The following is a 21,721-nucleotide window of genomic DNA, read 5'->3' as shown; positions in this document are numbered from 1 at the left end:
ACGACGTACCCGCGCCCGTCACCGCCGCCGCACCGGTGACCACACCGGCACCCGCACCCGCGAGCAGGCTCCGGGACGACCGGGGCGTCTCCATCCTGGAGTTCGTCGGGTTCCTGCCGATCCTGCTGCTCATCGGGATGGCGACCATCCAGCTCGGGCTCATCGGGTACGGCGTCAACCAGGCCGGCTCCGGGGCGCGGGCGGCCGCGCGGGTCGCCTCGCAGGGCGGCGAGGGCGGGGCGGCCGGGACGGCCGCCGTGAGCGGATGGCTCGACCCGAGCGTGTCGTTGGAGGGAGGGCCCGGGACCGACCTCACCACCGCCACGGTCACGGTCACGGTCCCCAACGTCATCCCCCTCTTCGACCGTTACACCGTCAGCCGCCACGCCACCATGCCCACCGACGACTGACCGGGAGGAGCCGACACCATGAGCCTGCGATCCCGCATCGCCTCCCCCGACGAGGGGGGACCCGCCCGTGAGGACGGACACCTCGTCGCCGTCTACCGCGCCAAACTCCTCGAGGAGATCGACCTCGCCGAGATGTCGAGCCTGGCGGCGGCCGAGAGAAGGGTCCGTCTCGAACGGGTCCTCGGCCACATCATCAGCCGCGAGGGCCCGGTCCTCTCCACCGCCGAACGCTCCCAGCTCATCCGCCGGGTCGTCGACGAGGCCCTGGGACTCGGCGTCCTCGAACCGCTCCTCGCCGACGCGTCCATCACCGAGATCATGGTCAACGGCCCGGACTCGATCTTCGTCGAGCGGGCCGGCCGCGTCGAGCAGCTCCCGCTGCGCTTCGCCTCCAACGAGCAGCTCATGCAGACCATCGAACGCATCGTCTCGACGGTCAACCGCCGCGTCGACGAGTCCAACCCGATGGTCGATGCCCGCCTGCCCACCGGCGAACGCGTCAACGTCATCATCCCGCCGCTCGCCCTGACCGGCCCCACCCTCACCATCCGCCGCTTCCCCCGCGCCTACACGCTCCCCGAGCTGATCGGCCTCGGCTCCCTGGACGAGCAGACGCTCATGCTGCTCGCCGCCTTCGTCCGGGCCCGTTTCAACGTCATCGTCAGCGGCGGCACCGGCAGCGGCAAGACCACCCTGCTCAACGCGCTCTCCGGTCTGATCCCCTCGCACGAGCGCATCATCACGATCGAGGACTCCGCGGAGCTCCAGCTCCAGCAGGAGCACGTCATCCGCCTCGAATCACGCCCCCCGAACGTGGAGGGCAAGGGCCAGATCACCATCCGCGACCTGGTCCGCAACTCCCTGCGCATGCGACCCGACCGCATCATCGTCGGCGAGGTCCGCGGCGGCGAGACCCTCGACATGCTCCAGGCCATGTCGACCGGCCACGACGGCTCCCTCGCCACCGTCCACGCGAACTCCGCCGAGGACGCCCTCATGCGCCTCCAGACCCTCGGCTCGATGTCCGAGGTCCAGATCCCCTTCGAGGCGCTCAAGGACCAGATCAACTCCGCCGTCGACGTCGTCGTCCAGCTCTCCCGGCACGCCGACGGCTCCCGCAAGGTCACGGAGGTCGCGCTGCTCGTCTCGCACGGTCGCGAGCAGTTCCGGGTCACCCCCGTCACCCGCTTCGTGCCCCGCCCGGTGGGATCCGACCGCGTCGTGAGGGGCCACTTCGAGCACCTTCCGCTCCCGCGCCCGGTCGCGGAGAAGCTGTACGTCGCCAACGAGCCGCTGCCGCCCGCCTTCGGGGTCGCCGAGGCCATCGACGTACTCAACACGAGGCAGGCGATCGGATGACGCCTTCGACAGGGGGACCCGCCACCGAGGTGTCCCGGGCCGAGCGGTCCGCCGCCCCCTTCACCCCCGCCCTCCTCGCCCTCGCCCCTCTCACTCCCGTGCCCCTCAACCCCGTGCCTCTCACCCCCTCGCCCCTCACCTCCGAAGGGAGGCAGCCATGAACAACGACCCCGCACTCCTCGCCCTCGGCGGGACACTCCTCGGCGGCACGCTCGCCGTCGCCGGAGTGCACATTTACGCCTCGGGCCGCGCCCAGCGACGGGACCTCCTCGACCGCCTCTCCGGCGGCGGCCTGCCCCCGACGGCGGGCGGCAGGACACGCCGCTTCGCGGGCGTCGACCGCCGGCTGCGCCGCACCGGCCTCGGCCGCACGATCCACCTGCGCCTGACGGCCACGGGACTCGATCTCACGGCGGGGGAGTTCTTCACCTACGTCACCGCCGTGGTCGTCGCCCTGTGGCTGATCGCGGCCGCGACCCTGGCCCCCTTCTTCGGCCCGATCGCGGCCCTCCTCGGCGTGTGGAGCGCGGGCATCTTCCTCAACTGGCAGCGCCAGAAACGTATCGAGGCGTTCATCAACCAACTTCCCGACGTGGCACGCCTGCTGGCGAACGCGACGGCGGCCGGCCTCGCCCTGCGGACGGCGCTCGCCATGGCCGCGGAGGAGCTGGAGGCCCCGGCGGGCGAGGAACTGGCGCACGTGGCGGACCAGTTGATGCTGGGCCGCACGATCGACGACGCCCTCGGGGAGCTGTCGGAGCGACTGCCCTCCCGCGAGCTGATCGTCCTGGTCACCACCCTCGTCCTGGCGAACAAGGCCGGCGGCTCCGTCGTCAGCTCCCTGCGCAACCTCACCCAGACCCTGGAGGACCGCAAGGAGACCCGCCGCGAGGTCCGCACGATGCTCTCCGAGGTCAACGCGACCGCCTTCACGGTCCCCTTCCTCGGCATCGGCTCGCTCGTGCTCATCAACTCCTCGAACGAGGGAGCCCTCGCCCGCGTCACCGGCTCCCCCCTCGGCCAGGGCCTCGTCCTGCTGGCCCTCGGCCTCTACACCGTGGGCTTCTTCGTCATCCGCCGGCTCGGCAAGATCGAAGTGTGAGGGAGGGATCACCATGCTGCCGCTGCTGCTCGCCGTCCTGATGGGCGCGGCCGTCGCGGGCGTCCTCCTGGGCGTCCGGATGATCCGCTCCGAGGTCAAACTCCCCAGCGACCTCCAGCTCGCCCTGGAGGTCGGCGGCACCCGTGTCTCGGCCGCGGACTCGGCCGTCGACCGCCTCGGGATGCGCTTCGCGCCGACCGTCCTGCGTCTGATGGGCCCGCGGCGGGTGGACGCCAAACGCCGGCGCATCGACATGGCCGGCAACCCCGGCGGTCTGACCCTGAACCGCTACGCGGCCCGCCGCGCGGTGTACGGGGTCTTCGGCGTCGTCCTCGGGCTGGTCTTCCTCTCCAACGGCCAGCTCCTCTTCGCCGTGCTCACCTTCGCCTTCGGGCTGGTCGCCGCGGACGCCCTCATCTGGCAGGCCGTCCGGGAGCGCAAGGAGGTCATCGACCGCACCCTGCCCGACTTCCTCGACGTCCTCGCCGTCGTCGTCTCCGCGGGTCTCGGCTTCCGGCAGGCCCTGGACCGCGTCGCCGAGAAGTACGAGGGACCCTGGGCGGACGAACTGCGCATCACCCTGAGCCAGATGGACATGGGCGTCAGCCGCCGCCAGGCCTTCGACGAGCTGCGCCGACGCAACTCCTCCGAGCAGGTGGCCCAGTTCGTCTCGGCGCTCCAGCAGGGCGAGGAACTCGGCTCCCCGATCGCCGAGACCCTCATCCAGCTCGCCACCGACATGCGCCGCACCGACGCGCAGAACGCCCGCCGCCGGGCCGCCAAGACCATCCCCAAGGCCACGATGGTCACGCTGGTGTTCATGCTCCCGGCGACGATGATCCTCATCGCGACGGGCATGTTCCTGGGCTCGGGCACCGACTTCGGCTCGATCCTGGGGCGCTGATGAAGAGCCTTCCGAGGAGCCGGGGTGGCGCGGCCCGCGAGCGCCTGCGCCAGTCCTTCGAGCTCGCACGAAGCCGTGGACGGCGGTCCGTCCGCCTCGCGCGAGGCCGTGCGCGGCGGTTCCTCCGGCTCGCGCGGACCCGCGAACAGCGGGGCACCGGCTACCTCGCCGACGACGCGCCCGCGCCCGGCGGCATCCGCCTCCAGCTCAACGCCCTCCAGGCGCTGTGCCGCCAGGCCTTCGCGGTCCGGCTGGCGGCCATCGTGGTCGGCGCGCCCTTCGCGATGTCGAACGCCACGGGCGGCCTCCTGCGCTACGCGGTCCTCGCGGCCGCCGTCCTCGGCGTCATGGGTTCGTACGCCATGCTCCGGGACTGGGACCGCTTCGGCCCGCGCCTTCTCGCCCACCCGACCCTGATGGGCCTGGACCTCAGCTTCGGCGCGGTCCTGCTCCTCACCGCGTCCCCGGCCTCCCCCCTCGCCTACGCCACGGTCTGCACCCCGCTCCTGTCCGGCCTGCTGTACGGCTGGCGCGGCGCGGGCGTCTTCACCGGATTCCAGCTCGTCGTGCTGCTCACGGTGTTCCGGGCCTGGGAACACCGGCCGGGGGCGGGATCCAACACCCTGCTCATCGCGGGTTTCTGCGTCGGCGCCGGCATCATCGGGGTGACCCTGCGCAATCTGCTGTTCCGCTTCGGCACGGCGGGACAGGCCCTGGCCGAGGCGACCAGCAGGCTCGCCGTCGCGGAGGCCGTGGAGTCCGAACGGGCCCGCATGGCGCGCGAGATGCACGACTCGGTGGCCAAGACGCTGTACGGGCTCGCGCTCGCCGCTGAGGCGCTGGCCGCCTCCTCGGAGAGCGGGGACCCGGGGGCGCTCAAACGCCAGGCGACCGCCGTCGCGGACGCGGCACGCCTCGCCGCCGCCGAGTCCCGCACCCTCCTGACGGACCTGCGACGGCACAGCGACCTGACCGACCCCGACATCGACCTGCTGCCCGAACTCGACGCCATGGCGACCGACTTCGAGGCGCGCACCGGCCTCGCCCCGGTCGTACGGCTCCGGGGCGCGCCCCCGGTCCTGCCCAGCAGCGCCGCCCACCACGTCCTCGCGATCGTGTCCGAGGCCCTGGAGAACGCCCACCGGCACGCGGACGCGAGCACGCTGACCGTCGAACTCGATGTTTCCGCGCACGTGTTCGCGCTTCTCGTCCGTGACGACGGCGTCGGCCTCCCGGCTCCGGCGACCCCCGCCAGGCTCACCGCCTGGACGAGATCCGGCCATTTCGGCCTGCTCGGCATGACGGAACGGGCCGCGTGCGTCGGCGGCCTCCTCCGGCTGGACCGGCCCCTCGGCGGGGGCACCGAGGTCCGGCTGACCCTCCCGCTCCAGGCGGCCGCCCTTCCCGTTCCCCCCACTTCCCAAGAGGAGGCCGCACATGCCTGACCAGGCACTTCCCGGCCCGTCCCTGCGTGTCCTCGTGGCCGACGACAACCCGGTCGTACGGGCCGGCCTGACCGCGCTGCTGGACGCGCACCCCGACATCACGGTCGTCGCGGCGGCACGGGACGGGGCGGAGGCGCTGGACCGTGCCGCCCTCCTCGTCCCGGACGTGGTCCTCCTCGACGTCCGGATGCCCGGCACGGACGGCCTCACCGCGCTGCCCGCACTGTGCGCGATCGCGCCCGTCATGATGCTGACGTACAGCCGTGAACCCGAGGTCGTGGCGGAAGCCCTGCGCAGAGGCGCGTCCGGCTACCTCGTCCATGGCGAGTTCACGGCGGCCGAACTGATCGCCGCCGTACGGGAGATGCGCCACGGGCACCCGACTGTCCCGGATTCACTCGGAGTTTCGTACCAACCCCACTCGTTCTCTTCGCATCTGCAACCGGCTGTGGCACAGTCTTCGGAGGCTCGGCCCTTACCGGCGGCGGGACTTCACCGCCATGCCGTCCATCAGTCCGAGTTCGGCCTGAGTTCGAGGGAGGTGGAGGTGATGGACCTCATCGCGGCCGGCATGAACAACCGGCAGATCGCCGCCACCTGCTTCATCGCTGAGAAGACCGTGAAGAACCACATCAATCGCATCTTCGCGAAGCTGCACAGTTCCTCGCGGAGCGAAGCGATCGCCCACTGGCTGGGCACCGCGCACGAGGGGTGGGGGCGATGACTCCGCACCGCGTTCCCCACCAGCGAAGTTGGGCCCCTGGGCCCACTCGCGGTAGGCGACTTCTCACGTACGGTGCTCGGGTCGTTAGTGGCCTCGGCAGGGAGGGCAGTCCTGATGAACAGGTTCACCGCATGGACCCGAACGGTGATCGCCCGGACACGGGGCGCCCACCGGGACGCGGGGGCGGGGTTCGTGGAGTACGCGGGCTTGATGATCATCATCGCGGGGATCTTCACATTGATCGACAGCCTGGGGCTGGACGGGCTGATCTCGCAGGCGATCCTGAACGCCGTGCAGGACGTCATCGGCGGCTGATCCTCGCCGACAAGGCGAGTGACCGAGGACAGACCCTCCCCATTTACATCTGGCTGACAGGGATCCTGCTCTTCGCCGCTTTCGCCTTCTTCGCCTTCGCCCAAGCAGCGTCCGCCCGCAATGGAGCTCAATCCGCGGCGGACGCTGCGGCGTTGGCGGCCGCGCAGGATTCCCGCGACGAGCTTGTACAAGGGCTGACCGGAGCCATCGGTACGGACGACGGCTGGCTGGACTGGCTCGACGGTGACAAGTTCCAGGGTGCGGGGGCCGCGGCCGCCGCCGCCCGACTGGCCGCCGAGAACGACTCGGACGTACAAAGTGGGCCTGAGCCCACCGTCGTGAACGGATTCCCCGGGTATCGCGTGGCGATCGAGACCCGGTACACGGTCGGCAAGTCGATCATCCCGGGCACGGAGAGCCGTCATGCCACGGCCCACGCGACGGCCGTCATCGAGCCGCGCTGCACCGTGCCCACCGACGCGGACCCCAAGAAGCCCGTACGGCTGGATTGTGCCGGGCACCCCGTGGACATCGATCCCGAACATTTCCATTCGGACGAACTTCCCGACGCGTCCGTGCTGTTCTCAGTGCATCTGGCCGAGTGAGAGGAAGCCGTACCGATGGATCTCCGGCACACCATGAAGGGCCGCAGGGTCATGGCCGCGGTGGCGATCAGTACCGGATTGCTCCTCACGGTGTCCGGGTGTGGCGGTGGGGACGGCGACGGCAAGCCGAAGGCTGTCTCGTCCTCCTCCCAGCCGGCCGCGGAGGGCGGCGCGAAGCAGGCGTCACCGACAGCGAGTCAGGACCAGGTGCTGGCCGAGGTCAAAGGTGAGAACGGAATCACTCTTGCGGTCACCTCGGCCAAGCGCGACCAAGGAGGCTTCGTGACCGTCGAAGGGACGGTCACGAACAACACCGACAGCGTCTGGATCGCGGCGGACTGGCGGGGTGACGAAAGGGAGTTGTCCAAGAACGGCGCGTCCATCGCCGGCGCCAGCCTGATTGATCAAAAAGGCAAGAAGAAGTACCTCATCCTCCGGGACACCTCGGGCCGCTGCCTGTGCACCCAGTTCACCGGCGGCGTCAGCCAGGGCGAGACCACCCAGTGGTTCGCCCAGTTCCCCGCACCCCCCGCCGGAACCGACGCCGTCGACTTCCAGGTCGGCTCCATGCCACCCGCCTCCATCGAGATCTCCGAGGGCTGACCCATGGCCCTCCCGCCCCGAGCCGCCGCGACGGCGTTCACGGCTCTCGCCGTACTGGTCACCCTCGGCCTGCCCGGGCCCGCGCACGCCGACGACAGCGATCCCAGTGCCCCGCCCGGCAGCGTCACCACCTCCCCGCCCCCCGATGTCGACGCCAACAGTCCGGGGCTCAAGCTCGCCGACGGCGCCACCCTCGCGCCCGCCAAGGTGCTGGACATCAAGTCGGTCGTGGAGGACCTGGGCGGCGAGGAGCGCCGGGAGGACACCAACGAGGACGTGACGTTCGCCCTCCAGGCGGAGGTCCTGTTCCCCAAGGACAGCTCCAAGCTCAACCCGGAGTCCCAGTCCCGTATCCAGGCGATCGCCGACGAGATCAAGGCCCAGCACGCCACGACCGTCCGCGTCTTCGGGTTCACCGACAACCTCGGCTCGTACGCGCACGGCCTGACCCTCTCCAAGAAGCGCGCGGAGGAGGTGCACGACCGGCTGGCCGCCGCGCTCGGTCCGGCGGAGGCGGACGTCACCTTCGAGGTGCGGGGCTACAGCGAGGACTACCCGATCGCGGACAACACCTCGGAACAGGGCCGCCGCAAGAACCGCCGGGTGGAGGTGACCTTCCCGAGGGGCGCCGCGGACGGGAACAGCGCCTGACGCGCGCGTCACCTTCTCCCGCGCCCGGCCTCCTGGCAGCATGCCCCCGACGAACGGGTCGCGCACGAGGTCGATGGAGTCCGCCATGAGGAAGATCGTGTTGATGTCGTCGGTGTCCCTCGACGGATACATGGAGGGCCCGGACCGCGACATCGAATGGCACCGGGTCGACGCCGAACTGCACCAGCACTTCAACGACCTGGTCAAAGGCTTCGGCGCCCTGATGTCCGGACGGGTGACCTACGAACTGATGGCCTCCTACTGGCCGACGGCCGACAAGGACCCGGACATCAGCCCGGAGATGGCCGAGTTCGCCGGGATCTGGCGGAACATTCCCAAGGTGGTGTTCTCGCGGACGCTCGACCGCGGCACGGGACACACCACGGTCGTACGGGAGGTCGTGCCCGAGGAGATCTTGGCGCTCAAGGCGCAGGAGGGCGGCGACCTCGCGCTCAGCGGCGCCGACATCGCCGCGGAGTTCCTGCGGCTGCGCCTCGTCGACGAGATCAGGCTGTACGTGCACCCCGTCCTCCTCGGCGCCGGCAAGCCGCTGTTCCCCGAGTCCGAGGCCCCGACCGACCTCCGCCTCGTCGAGACGCGGACCTTCGGCAACGGCGTCACCCTCCTGCGCTACGAGCGCGACACCACCGCGGGGCCGGGCGATGCCGCCGGGACGCCGGGAACCGCCGGGACGGACCGCGCGTAAAGCGGTTGTCCGCCGGGGGAGGCCCGGGTAGGAAGACGGCATGACCTCGCTCGGTGTCGTCTTCCGCCCCCAACTGCCCCCCGAGCGGCTGCGCGCCCTGGCCCGCGCGGCGGAGGAGGCGGGGCTGGAGGAGCTGTGGCTGTGGGAGGACTGTTTCCTCGAAGGCGGAATCTCCGCCGCCGCGGCGGCCCTCGCCTGGACCGAGCGCCTGCGGGTGGGAGTGGGACTGCTGCCCGTCCCGCTGCGGAACGTCGCCGTCACGGCGATGGAGGCCGCCACCCTGTACCGGCTGTTCCCCGGGCGGGCCACCGTCGCGGTCGGCCACGGCGTCCAGGACTGGATGGGACAGGTCGGGGCACGGGCCGAGTCGCCCATGACGTTGCTGCGGGAACATCTCGACGCGCTGCGCGCCCTGTTGCGCGGCGAGCGGGTGACCACCGAGGGGCGGTACGTGAAACTCGACGGGGTCGCCCTCGACTGGCCGCCCTCCGAGGTGCCCGAGGTCCTCACCGGCGCCACCGGGCCCCGCACGCTCCGGCTGGCCGGACAGGCGGCCGACGGCACGGTCCTCACCGCCTCGACCACGGTCGACGGGGTACGGCGGGCCCGCCGGCTCATCGACGAGGGACGGCGGGCGGCCGGCCGGACGGAGGAACACCACCGGGTCGTCGTCTATCTGCTCACCGCCACCGGGGACGGCGCGGCCGGCCGGTTGCGCGCCGAGATCGAGGCCGACGGCGACGGCTCCGTCCCGGAGCTCGGGGTCGCGGGTGACGCGGACGCCGTCGCCGAGGCCGTCCGGCGTCTCCTCGACGCCGGTGCCGACACGGTGGTCCTCCAGCCCACCGCCGACGAGCCGGACCCCGAGGGCTTCGTCCGCTTCGCCGCGGAACGGGTCCGCCCGCTGATCTCCACGGCAGATTGACCGAAAACCTCCCAATGGAGGTCACTCGGCGTGAGATGTCCGTCCGGAGGGATCGGCGGCGGACCGGGCGGGCGACGCGCCGTGTGCGCGACATCCGCACGGGGTTTCCACATCGTTATCGATCGGCTGTCGCCAGGGTTGTTCGGCTGACGTAAGTTCAGACCAAGGTAATTCGCGTGAGCAAAGCTGCGCGTGTGGCACCGCGCAGAGGAGGGGGCTGCGCGGTGCTGCCTTCCCTGGTGACGCGCTGTCAGGCGTACCGGACGGTGATCCGCGCGCCGCGTCGCACGCCCCAGCGCTCCATCGACCCGGCCTCCGCCTCCAGGACGTGCCGGGCCCGGGGTCGCGGCAGTCCCAGCCGGCCCGGGCGCATCGTGCGTACCGCCAGGACCCGCGACGACCGGTCCAGATAGGCGACGTCGATCGCGAACCGCATCCCCAGGGTGTGCACCGAGCTCGCCGGTGTGAGCAGCAGCGCGCCCTCGATCCCCGAGCGCCCGAGCAGTCCCCGCCGCCGGGCGCGCGCCGTGGCGGCCAGTTCCAGGGGCACCGGCTCGGATGTCCCCTGCGGTGTGTCCGTCGTGAACGTGGCCATGGGTGCGAAGTTAGCGGGCGGGTCAAGCCGGGGGCGCCACGCGGATCACTCGCCCGGAGTACGGACGGGCGCGGCGGTGCCATGTCGTGGAAACGGTCACGAACCCATTGGATCTCTGTCGATCCTCCACGATTCCCTTTGAATCAGCCATGAATCGGCCATGATCACGCCCGGAATCCATGGTTCCGCGCTCATCGCGGCGTTGTCGGACGACTCCGGAGAGTAGTTGTGGCACGCGGATGCACGCAGCATCACTTACGAAGGGTTATGGTGGAAACCCCCCCTCGGGCCGGTCCGTCTCCCCCCCACGGACCGGCCCGTTTTTTGTGCCCACGACGGCCCGCCCGGCGGGCGCCCCCGTGCGCCCCTCGGACCGGCCGCCGCGTGCGGCCCGGGATTCCGGTGACTCAGTGCCGTTGGGCCCAGATGTTCGTGCCCCGCGTCGACACCGCGAACGTGTCGATCTCCCTCAGCTCCTCGTCGGTGAGCCGCGGGGCCGCCAGTGCCTCCAGGTTCTCCTCGAGCTGGCGCACGCTGGACGCGCCGATGAGGGCGGAGGTCATCCGCTGGTCGCGCAGCACCCAGGAGAGCGCGAGCTGGGCGAGCGACTGGCCGCGCCGGGCCGCGATGTCGTTCAGCCCGTTCAGCCGGCGCACGACCTCGTCGCTCAGCAGCCCCGGGTCCAGCGACTTGCCCTGGGTGGCGCGCGAGCCCTCCGGGATGCCCTGGAGGTACTTCCCCGTCAGCAGACCCTGCGCGAGCGGCGCGAAGGAGATGCAGCCCATGCCGGCCGCCTCCAGCGTGTCGAGCAGTCCGTCGTCCTCGGTCCAGCGGTTGAGCATCGAGTACGAGGGCTGGTGGATCAGCGGACGGACGCCCATCCCGGTCAGGATCCGGGCCGCCTCCGCCGTCTGCTCGCTGCTGTAGGAGGAGACGCCGACGTACAGCGCCTTGCCCTGCTGGACGGCGGACGCCAGCGCGCCCATCGTCTCCTCCAGCGGGGTGTCCGGGTCGAAGCGGTGCGAGTAGAAGATGTCGACGTGGTCGAGGCCCATCCGCCGCAGCGACTGGTCCAGCGAGGACAGCAGGTACTTGCGGCTGCCCCACTCGCCGTACGGACCGGGCCACATGTCGTAGCCCGCCTTGGTCGAGATGACCAGCTCGTCCCGGTAGGGCGCGAAATCCTCCTTCAGGAGCCTGCCGAAGTTCAGTTCCGCCGAGCCGGGCGGCGGTCCATAGTTGTTGGCGAGGTCGAAATGGGTGACGCCGAGATCGAAGGCGCGGCGCAGGATCGCGCGCTGGGAGTCGAGCGAGCGGTCGTCGCCGAAGTTGTGCCACAGACCGAGCGAGATCGCGGGCAGTTTGAGCCCGCTGCGGCCCGTACGCCGGTATTCCATCGAGTCGTACCGCTCCGTTGCGGCACGGTACAGAGTGGGGTCGTTCATGGGGACGAACCTATGTCAGGGTGCACAGGCCCCTCGGCAGGCCTCGCGTTGCGCAGGGGTAGGCTTCGCCCCGGGGGACCGCCATATGGACAGGGACTGTGCTCGGGCGCGGCTGTCCGATCCGCACGGAGGGGCTGACAACACGTGACCTTGCGCGACAACCTGCGCCGTCTGCTGGTCAGGTTCTATGCACGCAGGGTGGAAGGCCACCTCGACCACGACCAGGTGCCCAAGCACATCGGCGTCATCATGGACGGCAACCGCCGCTGGGCGAAGGCCGCCGGTTCGACGACCGCCCAGGGACACCGGGCCGGAGCGGACAAGATCGAGGAGTTCCTCGGCTGGTGCGCGGAGACCGATGTCGAGGTCGTCACCCTGTGGCTGCTGTCCACCGACAACTTCGACCGCCCGCAGGAGGAGCTCGGTCCGCTCCTCGGCATCATCGAGGGCGTCGTGCGCACCCTGGCGGCCGACGGCCGCTGGCGGGTGCACCACGTCGGGACGCGGGACATCCTGCCCTCCCCGATGCAGTCGGCGCTCAAGGAGGCCGAGGAGGCCACCGCGCACGTCGAGGGCATAGTCGTGAACGTCGCCATCGGCTACGGCGGCCGCCAGGAGATCGCCGACGCCGTGCGCTCGATGATCCTCGACGCCGCGGACAAGGGGACCTCGATGGAGGACCTCGCCGACCGCGTCGACGTCGACCTCATCGGCAAGCACCTCTACACCGGTGCCCAGCCCGACCCCGACCTGGTGATCCGCACCAGCGGCGAGCAGCGGCTGTCCGGATTCATGCTCTGGCAGACCGCCCACTCCGAGTACTACTTCTGCGAAGTCTTCTGGCCGGCCTTCCGCAAGGTCGACTTCCTGCGCGCCCTGCGCGACTACGCGGCGCGACACCGCCGCTACGGAGGCTGAAACACCGGGCATCCCGCGTACTTCGGGGTGCCCGGGAGGGACGCACGTCATCGGGAGTTAACGAACGCGCCGTCATGTGCCCTGGCATGGCTTGGCTCGTTCGAGGGCATAAGCCTTGCAGGTCGACGCCCGAACCACGGGTGTCGTATCTCAGCGGACGGCACGGGGCCGTCCGCCCGGGAGGCCCTTTGCACCAGCGCGATCGTGCGGTCAGCACGGACGAGGCGGAGGGCCGGTTTTCGGCCCGTGCATCGGTGCCGCGAACCGGTCCAGATCTCCTTCGTCGCTCCCCGACCTCATCCGAGGGGGTACGTCCTTCCGTGGTGACCAGCACAAAGCGCCGTAATCCAGACCGGCGCACCTATGTTCTCGACACCAGCGTCCTGCTGGCCGACCCGAATGCCCTGAGCCGCTTCGACGAGCACGAAGTCGTGCTGCCGATCGTCGTGGTCACGGAGCTGGAGGCCAAGCGGCACCATCCCGAACTCGGCTACTTCGCCCGGCAGGCGCTGCGCCTGCTCGACGAGTTCCGGGTCCGGCACGGCCGCCTCGACTCCCCGATCCCCGTCGGGGACCTCGGCGGGACGGTACGCGTCGAGCTCAACCACTCGGACCCCAGCGTCCTGCCCAGCGGGTACCGCCTGGGGGACAACGACTCCCGCATCCTCGCGGTCGCCCGCAACCTGCAGGCCGAGGGATACGACGTCACCGTCGTCTCGAAGGACCTGCCGCTCAGGATCAAGGCGTCCTCGGTGGGTCTCCTCGCCGAGGAGTACCGCGCGGAGCTCGCCATCACGGGCTCGTCCGGTTGGACCGGGATGTCCGAACTGGCCCTGTCCGGCGAACAGGTGGACATCCTCTTCGAGGAGGGGCACGCCTACGTCCCCGAAGCGGCCGGTCTGCCGGTGCACACGGGACTGACGATCCAGTCGGAGCGCGGCAAGGCCCTCGGCCGTGTCACGGCCGAGGGCAACGTCCGGCTCGTGCGCGGCGACCGCGAGGCCTTCGGCATCAAGGGCCGCAGCGCGGAGCAGCGCATCGCGCTCGACCTGCTGCTCGACCCGGACGTCGGGATCGTGTCGATGGGCGGCCGGGCCGGCACCGGCAAGTCCGCGCTCGCGCTGTGCGCGGGCCTGGAGGCCGTCCTGGAACGCCGCCAGCACCAGAAGGTGATGGTCTTCCGGCCGCTGTACGCGGTGGGCGGGCAGGAGCTCGGCTATCTGCCCGGCTCCGAGTCCGAGAAGATGAGCCCCTGGGCCCAGGCGGTCTTCGACACGCTCTCCGCGGTCACCAGCCGCGAGGTCATCGAGGAGGTCACCGCGCGCGGCATGCTGGAGGTCCTGCCGCTCACGCACATCCGCGGCCGCTCGCTCCACGACGCGTTCGTGATCGTGGACGAGGCCCAGTCCCTGGAACGGAACGTCCTGTTGACCGTTCTGTCCCGTATCGGCGCCAATTCGCGGGTCGTTCTGACCCATGACGTGGCACAAAGGGACAATCTGCGCGTCGGGCGCTATGACGGAGTGGTCGCCGTCGTAGAGAAGTTGAAGGGCCATCCGCTCTTCGCGCACGTCACGCTGAATCGTTCCGAGAGGTCCCAGATTGCGGCACTCGTGACCGAAATGCTGGAGGACGGGCAGATCTGATCCAGGCTGCCCCACCTGCTCAAAGGGTGGTGCATACACGCTGGTTGGCGCCGTCCGGCAAAGGCGAAGAGCCTAGCCGGGCGGCGTCTTGCTGCGCTGGTGTTTCCGCGAAACAGCCGAGGCAAACGGGGTGTGAGCTTTCACACGCGACACGGAATTGCCGAGCGGCGCCGGGTAACGGCTAGAGTCTCACTCCTGTCAGGCCCCGCATACGACACACCTGTACCCCCAGCGGCACAGAACACCGGAACCTCAGAACTCCATAGAGCCGTCGTATGCCGCCCGCGCACCACGTGGCGCTCCCTCAGCGGGAGTTGCCCACCGGGCCCGTGTCTCCCCGTGACCCCGCAGTTGGGAGGCCAGCGCCGAGGGGCACGATTGCGTCCGCGAGGGTCACCTAAACGGGCGATGCTGGAAGGAAACCGTGTGAGCCGGATTTCGGTCCGGGGATTCGCAGTGGCTTCGGCCACCGCGGTCACCGCTGTCGGAAGCGTGGTCGGAGTTGCCTCGGGCAGCGTCGCCCAGCCCTCGAACGATGCCGAGGCGACGGCGAGCGACTCGACTCTCCTCGCAGACATACCTGCCGGCCAGCAGGCCCAGGTGCAGACCGCTTCCCTGACGCAGCAGGCCGATGCCCAGGCCATCGCCGCCGACGCGAGCGCCAAGAAGGACGCGGAGGCGGCCGCCCGCAAGCAGGCGGCCGACGACGCCGTCGCGAAGCAGAAGGCTGCTGCGAAGGCGGAGAAGGAAGCCAAGGAGCGCAAGGCGGCGGAGGAAGCGGCCAGCCGCTCCGCGACGCGCGACGCCTCCAGCTTCTCGGTCAAGTCCTCGTACACCGTCGCCCAGATCCAGGCGATGGCGGCTCAGATGGTGCCGAGCGGTCAGTTCCAGTGCTTCAGCAACATCGTGAACCACGAGTCGAGCTGGAACTACCACGCCGTCAACGCCTCCTCCGGTGCCTACGGTCTCTTCCAGGCCCTGCCCGCGGGCAAGTACGCCTCGGCCGGTTCCGACTGGCAGACCAACCCGGCCACCCAGATCAAGTGGGGCCTGAACTACATGAACAGCCGGTACGGCAGCCCCTGTGAGGCCTGGTCGTTCTGGCAGGCCAACAGCTGGTACTGAGTTCCACGTCGTACGCCGGCGGCTCAACCTTGCGGAGCCCCTCCCCGTCCTACGGGGAGGGGCTCCGGCCATGTACGGTCGGACCCGACGACTCCAGGGGGAGTGGTGGGGAGCGGCGGGGGAAGAGGACGCATCATGTCGCGTGTACCAGGATGGCTCGGCCGGATCGGCGCCGGACTCACCGAGCTGGGAGAGCGGTTGGACGAACGCCGCGCCGAGGTCGAACTCGAGTCGCGGGGCCCGCTCGACGGCGAGGACGGCTCCGACGGGTCCGCCCCGCTCGACGCACCCGGCCCCCAGGCGAAGACTCCCGCGCCCTCCGGTACCCCTGACGGCCCGGCGGACGCCGACGCCTCCACGCTCCCGGTCCAGCGCCCCTCCGAGGAGCAGGCCGCGGCGCTCGCGCACGCGCCGCACCCCCACCGTCCCGACCCCGCCCTCGCCGTGCCGTGGGGAGTGCGTGTCGCCGCCGAGGCGGGCTGGCGGCTGCTCATCCTCGCGGGCACCGTCTGGGTGCTGATGCGGGTCATCAGCGCCGTACAGCTCGTCGTGCTCGCCTTCGTGGCCGCGCTGCTCATCACCGCGCTGCTCCAGCCCACGGTGGCCCGGCTGACGCGGCACCGGGTGCCGCGCGGGCTCGCCACCGCGCTCACCGCGATCCTCGGCTTCGTCATCATGGGGCTGATCGGCTGGTTCGTGGTCTGGCAGGTCCAGGAGAACATCGACAACCTCTCCAACCAGATCCAGGACGGCATCGACGAGCTGCGCAAGTGGCTCCTCAAGGGCCCGTTCCACGTCACCGACAAACAGATCAACGAGATCGCCAAGAACCTCCGCGAGGCGATCGGGGCGAACACGGACCAGATCACCTCGGCGGGTCTTCAGGGTGTGACGGTGATCGTGGAGGCCCTCACCGGCATCCTGCTCACGATGTTCTCGACCCTCTTCCTGCTCTACGACGGCAAGCGGATCTGGGAGTGGTCGCTCAAGCTCGTCCCGGCCGCCGCCCGGACCGGGGTCGCCGGCGCGGGCCCGCGCGCGTGGCGCACGCTCACCGCCTACGTCCGCGGCACGGTGATAGTCGCGATGATCGACGCGATCTTCATCGGCCTCGGCATCTACATCCTCAAGGTGCCCATGGCCGTGCCGCTCGCCGTCTTCATCTTCCTCGGCGCGTTCATCCCGCTGGTGGGCGCGGTGATCTCCGGGGCGCTGGCGGTGGTGGTCGCGCTGGTGACCCAGGGCGTCTTCGTCGCCGTCATGACCCTCGTGGTGGTCCTCGCCGTCCAGCAGATCGAGGGCCACATCCTCCAGCCCTTCATCCTCGGGCGCGCGGTCCGCGTCCATCCGCTGGCCGTGGTCCTCTCGGTCGCCGCCGGCGGCATGATCGCCGGCATCGGCGGAGCGGTCGTCGCGGTCCCGCTGGTCGCGGTGACCAACACGGTGGTCGCGTACCTGCGTTCGTACGCCGGTGAGGCGGAGCTGCGGGACACCCCCGAACCCCGCGGCGCCACCGCCGTGGACGCCTCCCCGGCCCACCGGCCGACCTCCTAGGGCCCGCTCCGGGACCCGTCCGCGGCGTCGGCCCGCCCCACGACGCCGGGCGGCACGCCCCGGCGGCCTCGCACGGAACGCACAGGGCCCCGCCCACCGTGATGGTGGGCGGGGCCCTGTGTCCGTGTGTCGGTCCTACACGGCGAGGTGCGCCTCGGCGTCCAGCGTGGCGGCGACGGCCTGGAGCACGGCCGCGATCTTGAACGCCTCCTGGATCGTCTCCCGGTCGACGCCGGCCTTGCGGAGCACCTGCTCGTGGGAGTCGAGGCACTGGCCGCAGCCGTTGATCGCGGAGACGGCGAGCGACCACAGCTCGAAGTCGACCTTCTCCACACCCGGGTTGCCGATGACGTTCATCCGCAGACCGGCGCGCATCGTCCCGTACTCCGGGTCCGACAGCAGGTGCCGGGTCCGGTAGAAGACGTTGTTCATCGCCATGATCGCGGCGGCCGACTTGGCGGCCGTGTACGCCTCGGGCGACAACTGGGCCTTGGCCTCGGGCTCCAGCTCACGCAGCACGCGCGGGGACCGCGAGGCGATGGCGCAGGCCAGCACCGTGCCCCAGAGCTGCTGCTGCGGCAGGTCGCTGTTGCCGATCACCGAACCGAGGTTCAGGCGCAGGTCCTTGGCGTAGTCCGGTATGGCGGACTTCAGTTCGTCGAGAGCCATGGAAGGTCACTCACCGGCCAGCAGGGCGACCGGGTCGAGGGTGGTCTCGCCCTTGGTCCAGTTGCACGGGCAGAGCTCGTCCGTCTGGAGAGCGTCCAGGACCCGCAGGACCTCCTTGGGGTTACGGCCGACGGAGCCGGCGGTCACCATGGAGAACTGGATCTCGTTGTTCTGGTCGACGATGAAGACGGCACGCTTGGCGAAGCCGTCCTCGCCCTCGATGCCGAGGTCGCGCATGAGCTCGTGCTTCGAGTCGGCCATCATCGGGAAGGGCAGGTCACGCAGGTCGTCGTGGTCCTTGCGCCAGGCGTGGTGCACGAACTCGGAGTCGCCGGAGAAGCCCAGCACCTGCGCGTCACGGTCGGCGAACTCGTCGTTCAGCTTGCCGAACGCCGCGATCTCGGTGGGGCACACGAAGGTGAAGTCCTTGGGCCACGCGAAGACGATCTTCCACTTGCCCTCGTAGGTCTTGTGGTCGATCTGCTCGAACTCCTTGCCCTTCTCCAGCGAGACACAGGCGGTCAGGTCGAACGTGGGGAACTGGTCACCGACAGTGAGCACAAACTCTCCTAGCAGCAAGGGGCAGCCCTTTTTGGGGGCGTTTCCCTAGGGGGGTGGACGGCCTTGATCGTGGCACAGCCGGTATTGATTCGGGAAATAGCTACACTTGGTCGTGTTGATCGGCTACGGCTATCAGTGACGCCCGGTGAACGGGCCCGGAAGGACGAGGACGGCCATGGCGAGCCCCACCGGCAGGACGGGCGGCAAGGGCGGCGGGCGCCGTACCCCCAGCCTCGCGCAGCTTCGCGCCTTCACCGCCGTCGCCGAGCATCTGCACTTCCGGGACGCGGCCGCCGCGATCGGCATGAGCCAGCCCGCGCTGTCCGGTGCCGTCTCCACGCTGGAGGACACCCTCGGGGTGACCCTCCTGGAGCGTACGACCCGCAAAGTGCTCCTGTCGCCCGCGGGGGAGCGCCTCGCCGTACGCGCCAAGGCCGTACTGGCCGAGGTCGGCGCACTGATGGAGGAGGCGGCGGCCGTCCGGGCGCCGTTCACCGGAGCCCTGCGCCTGGGGGTCATCCCCACCGTCGCCCCCTACCTCCTGCCGACCGTCCTGCGTCTCGTCCACGACCGCTACCCCGACCTCGACCTCCAGGTGCACGAGGAGCAGACCGCCAGCCTGCTGGAGGGGCTGACGGTCGGCCGGCTCGACCTGCTGCTGCTCGCGGTCCCCCTCGGTCTCCCCGGTGTCGTCGAACTCCCGCTGTTCGACGAGGACTTCGTGCTGGTGACCCCGCTCGGCCACGGGCTCGGCGGACGGGAGGGCATTTCGCGCGAGGCGCTGCGCGAACTGCGGCTGCTGCTGCTCGACGAGGGCCACTGCCTGCGCGACCAGGCCCTGGACATCTGCCGTGAGGCCGGGCGCGCCGACGCCCCCGTGACCACCACCGCCGCGGGCCTGTCGACCCTCGTCCAGCTCGTCGCCGGCGGTCTCGGGGTGACCCTGCTGCCCCGTACCGCCGTCAAGGTGGAGACGACCCGCAGCGATCAGCTCCTCACCGGGTACTTCGCGGACCCGGCCCCCACCCGGCGGATCGCGCTCGCGATGCGGTCGGGTGCCGCGCGGAGCACGGAGTACCACGAACTCGCGGAGGCCCTGCGCGAGGCGCTGCGCCCCCTGCCCGTCCGGGTGTTGGGCGCGGACGCCTGAACCGCCGTACAGAGTCGGTCAATCGGGCGACCGATGACGTCCCGTGACAGCCGGGAAATTTCAAGTTCCGTCAGGTAGTGCGACTCTCGCTGGGATATCCGCCCCGGCTGATACACATACCCCCTCAGGGTGATTCGTCAGGCGTCTGTGCGAAGTACCGGAAGTTCCAAGGGGAGTGATGTCGGGCATTCGGGATTCCCTTGGCAGGGTCGGATACGACCTGCTGTCGCACGCGCTGAGCGAATGCCAGAACACGCGGGCGACGGGGAAACTGCGGGTGTCCGGAAAACCCGGGGGAGTTTTCCATCTGCGTGACGGGGCCGTCGTCGCCGTCGAAAGTCCCGGCGCCCCGGGAGCCGAGGCGCGGCTGCTGCGCTCGGGCCGGGTCAGCGGCGAGCAGTGGGCCGAACTGCTCCGCGAGTCCGGCGGTACCCGGTGGCCCGAGGCCGGACTGATCGCGCACGGATACGCGGGGGCCGCGCAGCTCCGGGTGGTCTGCATGATGGCGATGCAGGACGCGGCGTTCGCCGTCGTGGCCGGTGACGTGGAGGCGTGCGACCCGCTCGACGCCGCCTTCGAGCCGTACGCGCCGGTCGCCCTCGGAGAGGCCCCCGGGCGGCTGCTCCAGGACGCGGCGAGGAAGCTGGCGGCCGTCGCCGCCCTGCCGCGGCCCGTACGGCCGGACCGGGAACGCCCCGTGCCGGCCGCGGTGCCGGACGAGATACGTGAGCAGCTCCCGCCACCGCACAAGGAGCTGCTGGCCCAGGCCGACGGCCGCAGGACCGCCCGCGACATCGCCTTCGCGACCGGGCTCGGCGCCTACACCGTCACCGTGGGGATGGCCCGCATGCTCGGCGAGGGGCTGCTGGAACTGCCGGCGGAGTCCGACTCCGCCGTCCGCGTCACCGTGCGGGACCTGCCCAGCGGGGCGCTCCGCCAGCGGCCCGCCGGAGCCCCGCCCGCCCTGGATCCCGAGGTGTTCTCCGCCCTGTCCTCCGTGGTGGCCGCAGGGGAGGAGACGGCACGGGACTCCGCCCCACCGGACCCCGCGGCATCGGACCCCGCCGGCCCGGACCCCGCGGCACCCGAGCGTCGGCCGGACCCCGACCCGCCACCCCCCGCGATCGCTCCGGCCCTGCCCCGCAGGGAGCCCGGCGCGCACGCCCCGTCGCTGCCCCGCCGTGAGCCCGGCGCGAGCGGAATAGCGGAGACCCTCGCCCCCGAAAGGGCCGGAGCGAGCTGGAAAGGATTCTTCCGGCTGCGCCACAGGATCTGGACCCCGGACTCAGGAACGTAGAACCGACATGCCTGTCAACGATCGAATGCGCACCGTCATCAGGGAGTTCAACGCATGAATCACGAGGCACTGGCCAGGGAAATGAGGGAACTCCGGGAACAGGTGCCCGGAATCACCGACACGGCGGTGGCGGCCGCCGACGGAATGCTCATCGCGGCCGACACCGCCGACATGATCGACCCGGAGAGCCTCGCCGCGATCGCCGCCGCGGGACTCGGCATCGCCCGCCGCGCGACCGCGGTGACCGGCAGGGGCGCGTTCCGCCAGACCGTGACCTACGGCAGTCAGGGCCTCGCGGCCTTCTACGCGGTCGGCGACACCGCGCTGATGATCGTCCTCGGCGACGAGGGCATCGACCTCGAACGGCTCCACGAGCTGACCCGGCCGGCTCTCGGCCGCATCGGCTCGATCCTCACCGGAACCGGCCCCGACCCGCTCGCCGGGACACCCGCCGAGCCCGATCCGCACGCCGCGGCACCCGACGCCCTCGTCGGAGCCGTGACCGACACCGCGACCGAAGGGGTATGACGACATGGCCACCAAGCGAATGACGCCCGGGTTCTCCGACCAGATCATGGGCCTGGTCAAATCACTGCGCACCGACGCCCCGGACTGCGTCGCCTCCGGAGCCGTCGACATGTCGACCGGGATGCTGCTGAGCTACGAGACCGTCGACAACCATCCGCCGGAGGTCCTGGACCTGCTCGCGGGCGCGACCCTCGACCTGTTCCAGGGGCGCACGGTCCAGATGATCGAGGACGTGTTCAAGGAGCGCCGCGGCATCGAGTCCGAGTCGCACTTCTTCCAGGAGATCCTGGTCAACAGCGACAACCTCACGCATCTGTTCGTGCGGATGAGCGACCAGCAGGACGTGGTCGCCGTCGTCGTCTGCCGCAAGGCGGTGAACGTCGGGATGCTCTTCGCCCAGGTCCGCCGCGTGGTGAAGGAGTACAGCATGTGAACGCGGACCGGTGGCCCTCCCCGGGCGGGGAGGCCACCGGCGGCGCGTCCG

The 21,721-nt window shown here is 70.6% G+C and carries 24 protein-coding genes; 20 read left to right on the top strand and 4 right to left on the bottom strand.

What is annotated here, in order from left to right:
• Positions 1 to 35 precede the first annotated feature (35 nt).
• The 12 genes from ACFRIC_RS21325 (at position 36) to ACFRIC_RS21270 (ending at position 9,749) form a co-directional block, all read left to right on the top strand.
• The gene (locus ACFRIC_RS21325; protein ID WP_382787905.1) at positions 36 to 410 is read left to right on the top strand and encodes a TadE/TadG family type IV pilus assembly protein; all 375 of its coding nucleotides are present in this window, start codon (positions 36 to 38) and stop codon (positions 408 to 410) included.
• 18 nt (positions 411 to 428) lie between these two features.
• Positions 429 to 1,769 (top strand): CpaF family protein, encoded by a 1,341-nt coding sequence (locus ACFRIC_RS21320; protein WP_382787903.1) that lies wholly within the window; start codon positions 429 to 431, stop codon positions 1,767 to 1,769.
• Positions 1,770 to 1,926: 157 nt separating this feature from the next.
• The gene (locus tag ACFRIC_RS21315; RefSeq protein WP_382787901.1) at positions 1,927 to 2,871 is read left to right on the top strand and encodes a type II secretion system F family protein; all 945 of its coding nucleotides are present in this window, start codon (positions 1,927 to 1,929) and stop codon (positions 2,869 to 2,871) included.
• 13 nt (positions 2,872 to 2,884) lie between these two features.
• Positions 2,885 to 3,775, top strand: coding sequence for a DUF5936 domain-containing protein (locus tag ACFRIC_RS21310; RefSeq protein ID WP_382787899.1), 891 nt, complete (start codon positions 2,885 to 2,887; stop codon positions 3,773 to 3,775).
• The gene (locus tag ACFRIC_RS21305; RefSeq protein WP_382787897.1) at positions 3,775 to 5,220 is read left to right on the top strand and encodes a sensor histidine kinase; all 1,446 of its coding nucleotides are present in this window, start codon (positions 3,775 to 3,777) and stop codon (positions 5,218 to 5,220) included. The genes ACFRIC_RS21310 and ACFRIC_RS21305 overlap by 1 nt, the downstream gene beginning before the upstream one ends.
• On the top strand, positions 5,213 to 5,944 hold the full coding sequence (locus ACFRIC_RS21300; protein WP_382787895.1) for a response regulator: 732 nt from the start codon (positions 5,213 to 5,215) through the stop codon (positions 5,942 to 5,944). Before ACFRIC_RS21305 ends, ACFRIC_RS21300 begins: the two co-directional genes overlap by 8 nt.
• 114 nt (positions 5,945 to 6,058) lie before the next feature.
• On the top strand, positions 6,059 to 6,259 hold the full coding sequence (locus tag ACFRIC_RS21295; protein ID WP_361685924.1) for a hypothetical protein: 201 nt from the start codon (positions 6,059 to 6,061) through the stop codon (positions 6,257 to 6,259).
• Positions 6,181 to 6,864, top strand: coding sequence for a pilus assembly protein TadG-related protein (locus tag ACFRIC_RS21290; RefSeq protein ID WP_382788056.1), 684 nt, complete (start codon positions 6,181 to 6,183; stop codon positions 6,862 to 6,864). Before ACFRIC_RS21295 ends, ACFRIC_RS21290 begins: the two co-directional genes overlap by 79 nt.
• 15 nt (positions 6,865 to 6,879) lie before the next feature.
• Positions 6,880 to 7,467, top strand: a complete 588-nt coding sequence (locus tag ACFRIC_RS21285; RefSeq protein WP_382787892.1) for a hypothetical protein — start codon at positions 6,880 to 6,882, stop codon at positions 7,465 to 7,467.
• 3 nt (positions 7,468 to 7,470) lie between these two features.
• Positions 7,471 to 8,118, top strand: coding sequence for an OmpA family protein (locus ACFRIC_RS21280; RefSeq protein WP_382787890.1), 648 nt, complete (start codon positions 7,471 to 7,473; stop codon positions 8,116 to 8,118).
• Between the two features lie 85 nt (positions 8,119 to 8,203).
• A complete protein-coding gene (locus ACFRIC_RS21275; RefSeq protein ID WP_382787889.1) occupies positions 8,204 to 8,824 on the top strand; it encodes a dihydrofolate reductase family protein in 621 nt (206 codons plus the stop codon).
• A 40-nt stretch (positions 8,825 to 8,864) separates the two neighbouring features.
• A complete protein-coding gene (locus tag ACFRIC_RS21270; protein WP_382787887.1) occupies positions 8,865 to 9,749 on the top strand; it encodes an LLM class flavin-dependent oxidoreductase in 885 nt (294 codons plus the stop codon).
• A 250-nt stretch (positions 9,750 to 9,999) separates the two neighbouring features.
• Here ACFRIC_RS21270 and ACFRIC_RS21265 read toward each other — a convergent pair whose 3' ends face one another.
• Positions 10,000 to 10,344, bottom strand: a complete 345-nt coding sequence (locus ACFRIC_RS21265) for a DUF192 domain-containing protein (RefSeq protein WP_382787885.1) — start codon at positions 10,342 to 10,344, stop codon at positions 10,000 to 10,002.
• 407 nt (positions 10,345 to 10,751) lie between these two features.
• A complete protein-coding gene (gene mgrA, locus ACFRIC_RS21260) occupies positions 10,752 to 11,789 on the bottom strand; it encodes an L-glyceraldehyde 3-phosphate reductase (RefSeq protein WP_382787883.1) in 1,038 nt (345 codons plus the stop codon).
• 144 nt (positions 11,790 to 11,933) lie between these two features.
• Between mgrA and ACFRIC_RS21255 the strand changes: the two genes are divergently transcribed.
• The 4 genes from ACFRIC_RS21255 (at position 11,934) to ACFRIC_RS21240 (ending at position 17,032) form a co-directional block, all read left to right on the top strand.
• Positions 11,934 to 12,707 carry an isoprenyl transferase gene (locus ACFRIC_RS21255; RefSeq protein WP_382787881.1) on the top strand — a complete coding sequence of 258 codons (774 nt, stop codon included), beginning with the start codon at positions 11,934 to 11,936 and terminating at the stop codon, positions 12,705 to 12,707.
• Between the two features lie 320 nt (positions 12,708 to 13,027).
• Positions 13,028 to 14,353, top strand: a complete 1,326-nt coding sequence (locus tag ACFRIC_RS21250; protein WP_382787879.1) for a PhoH family protein — start codon at positions 13,028 to 13,030, stop codon at positions 14,351 to 14,353.
• A gap of 426 nt (positions 14,354 to 14,779) precedes the next feature.
• Positions 14,780 to 15,478, top strand: coding sequence for a transglycosylase SLT domain-containing protein (locus ACFRIC_RS21245; RefSeq protein ID WP_382787877.1), 699 nt, complete (start codon positions 14,780 to 14,782; stop codon positions 15,476 to 15,478).
• A gap of 135 nt (positions 15,479 to 15,613) precedes the next feature.
• Positions 15,614 to 17,032 (top strand): AI-2E family transporter, encoded by a 1,419-nt coding sequence (locus ACFRIC_RS21240; RefSeq protein WP_382787875.1) that lies wholly within the window; start codon positions 15,614 to 15,616, stop codon positions 17,030 to 17,032.
• A gap of 135 nt (positions 17,033 to 17,167) precedes the next feature.
• Here ACFRIC_RS21240 and ACFRIC_RS21235 read toward each other — a convergent pair whose 3' ends face one another.
• Together ACFRIC_RS21235 and ACFRIC_RS21230 are read right to left on the bottom strand one after the other, a co-directional pair.
• The gene (locus ACFRIC_RS21235; RefSeq protein WP_382787873.1) at positions 17,168 to 17,701 is read right to left on the bottom strand and encodes an alkyl hydroperoxide reductase; all 534 of its coding nucleotides are present in this window, start codon (positions 17,699 to 17,701) and stop codon (positions 17,168 to 17,170) included.
• A 6-nt stretch (positions 17,702 to 17,707) separates the two neighbouring features.
• Positions 17,708 to 18,262: a peroxiredoxin gene (locus ACFRIC_RS21230; protein WP_382787871.1), complete on the bottom strand. Its 555-nt coding sequence runs from the start codon at positions 18,260 to 18,262 to the stop codon at positions 17,708 to 17,710.
• A 175-nt stretch (positions 18,263 to 18,437) separates the two neighbouring features.
• Here ACFRIC_RS21230 and ACFRIC_RS21225 point away from each other — a divergent pair, with 175 nt between their 5' ends.
• From ACFRIC_RS21225 to ACFRIC_RS21210, 4 genes are all read left to right on the top strand, one after another.
• Entirely contained in the window at positions 18,438 to 19,412 is a 975-nt protein-coding gene (locus ACFRIC_RS21225) for a LysR substrate-binding domain-containing protein (RefSeq protein WP_382787869.1), read from the top strand.
• Positions 19,413 to 19,590: 178 nt separating this feature from the next.
• On the top strand, positions 19,591 to 20,709 hold the full coding sequence (locus ACFRIC_RS21220; protein WP_382787868.1) for a MarR family transcriptional regulator: 1,119 nt from the start codon (positions 19,591 to 19,593) through the stop codon (positions 20,707 to 20,709).
• Positions 20,710 to 20,763: 54 nt separating this feature from the next.
• Entirely contained in the window at positions 20,764 to 21,237 is a 474-nt protein-coding gene (locus ACFRIC_RS21215; protein ID WP_382787866.1) for a roadblock/LC7 domain-containing protein, read from the top strand.
• A 4-nt stretch (positions 21,238 to 21,241) separates the two neighbouring features.
• A complete protein-coding gene (locus ACFRIC_RS21210) occupies positions 21,242 to 21,670 on the top strand; it encodes a hypothetical protein (protein ID WP_382787864.1) in 429 nt (142 codons plus the stop codon).
• The last annotated feature ends 51 nt before the right edge of the window (positions 21,671 to 21,721 follow it).

The organism is Streptomyces sp. NPDC056738 (assembly GCF_042790435.1).
GTDB lineage: Bacteria > Actinomycetota > Actinomycetes > Streptomycetales > Streptomycetaceae > Streptomyces.
This window is presented reverse-complemented; position numbering and strand designations above follow the sequence as displayed.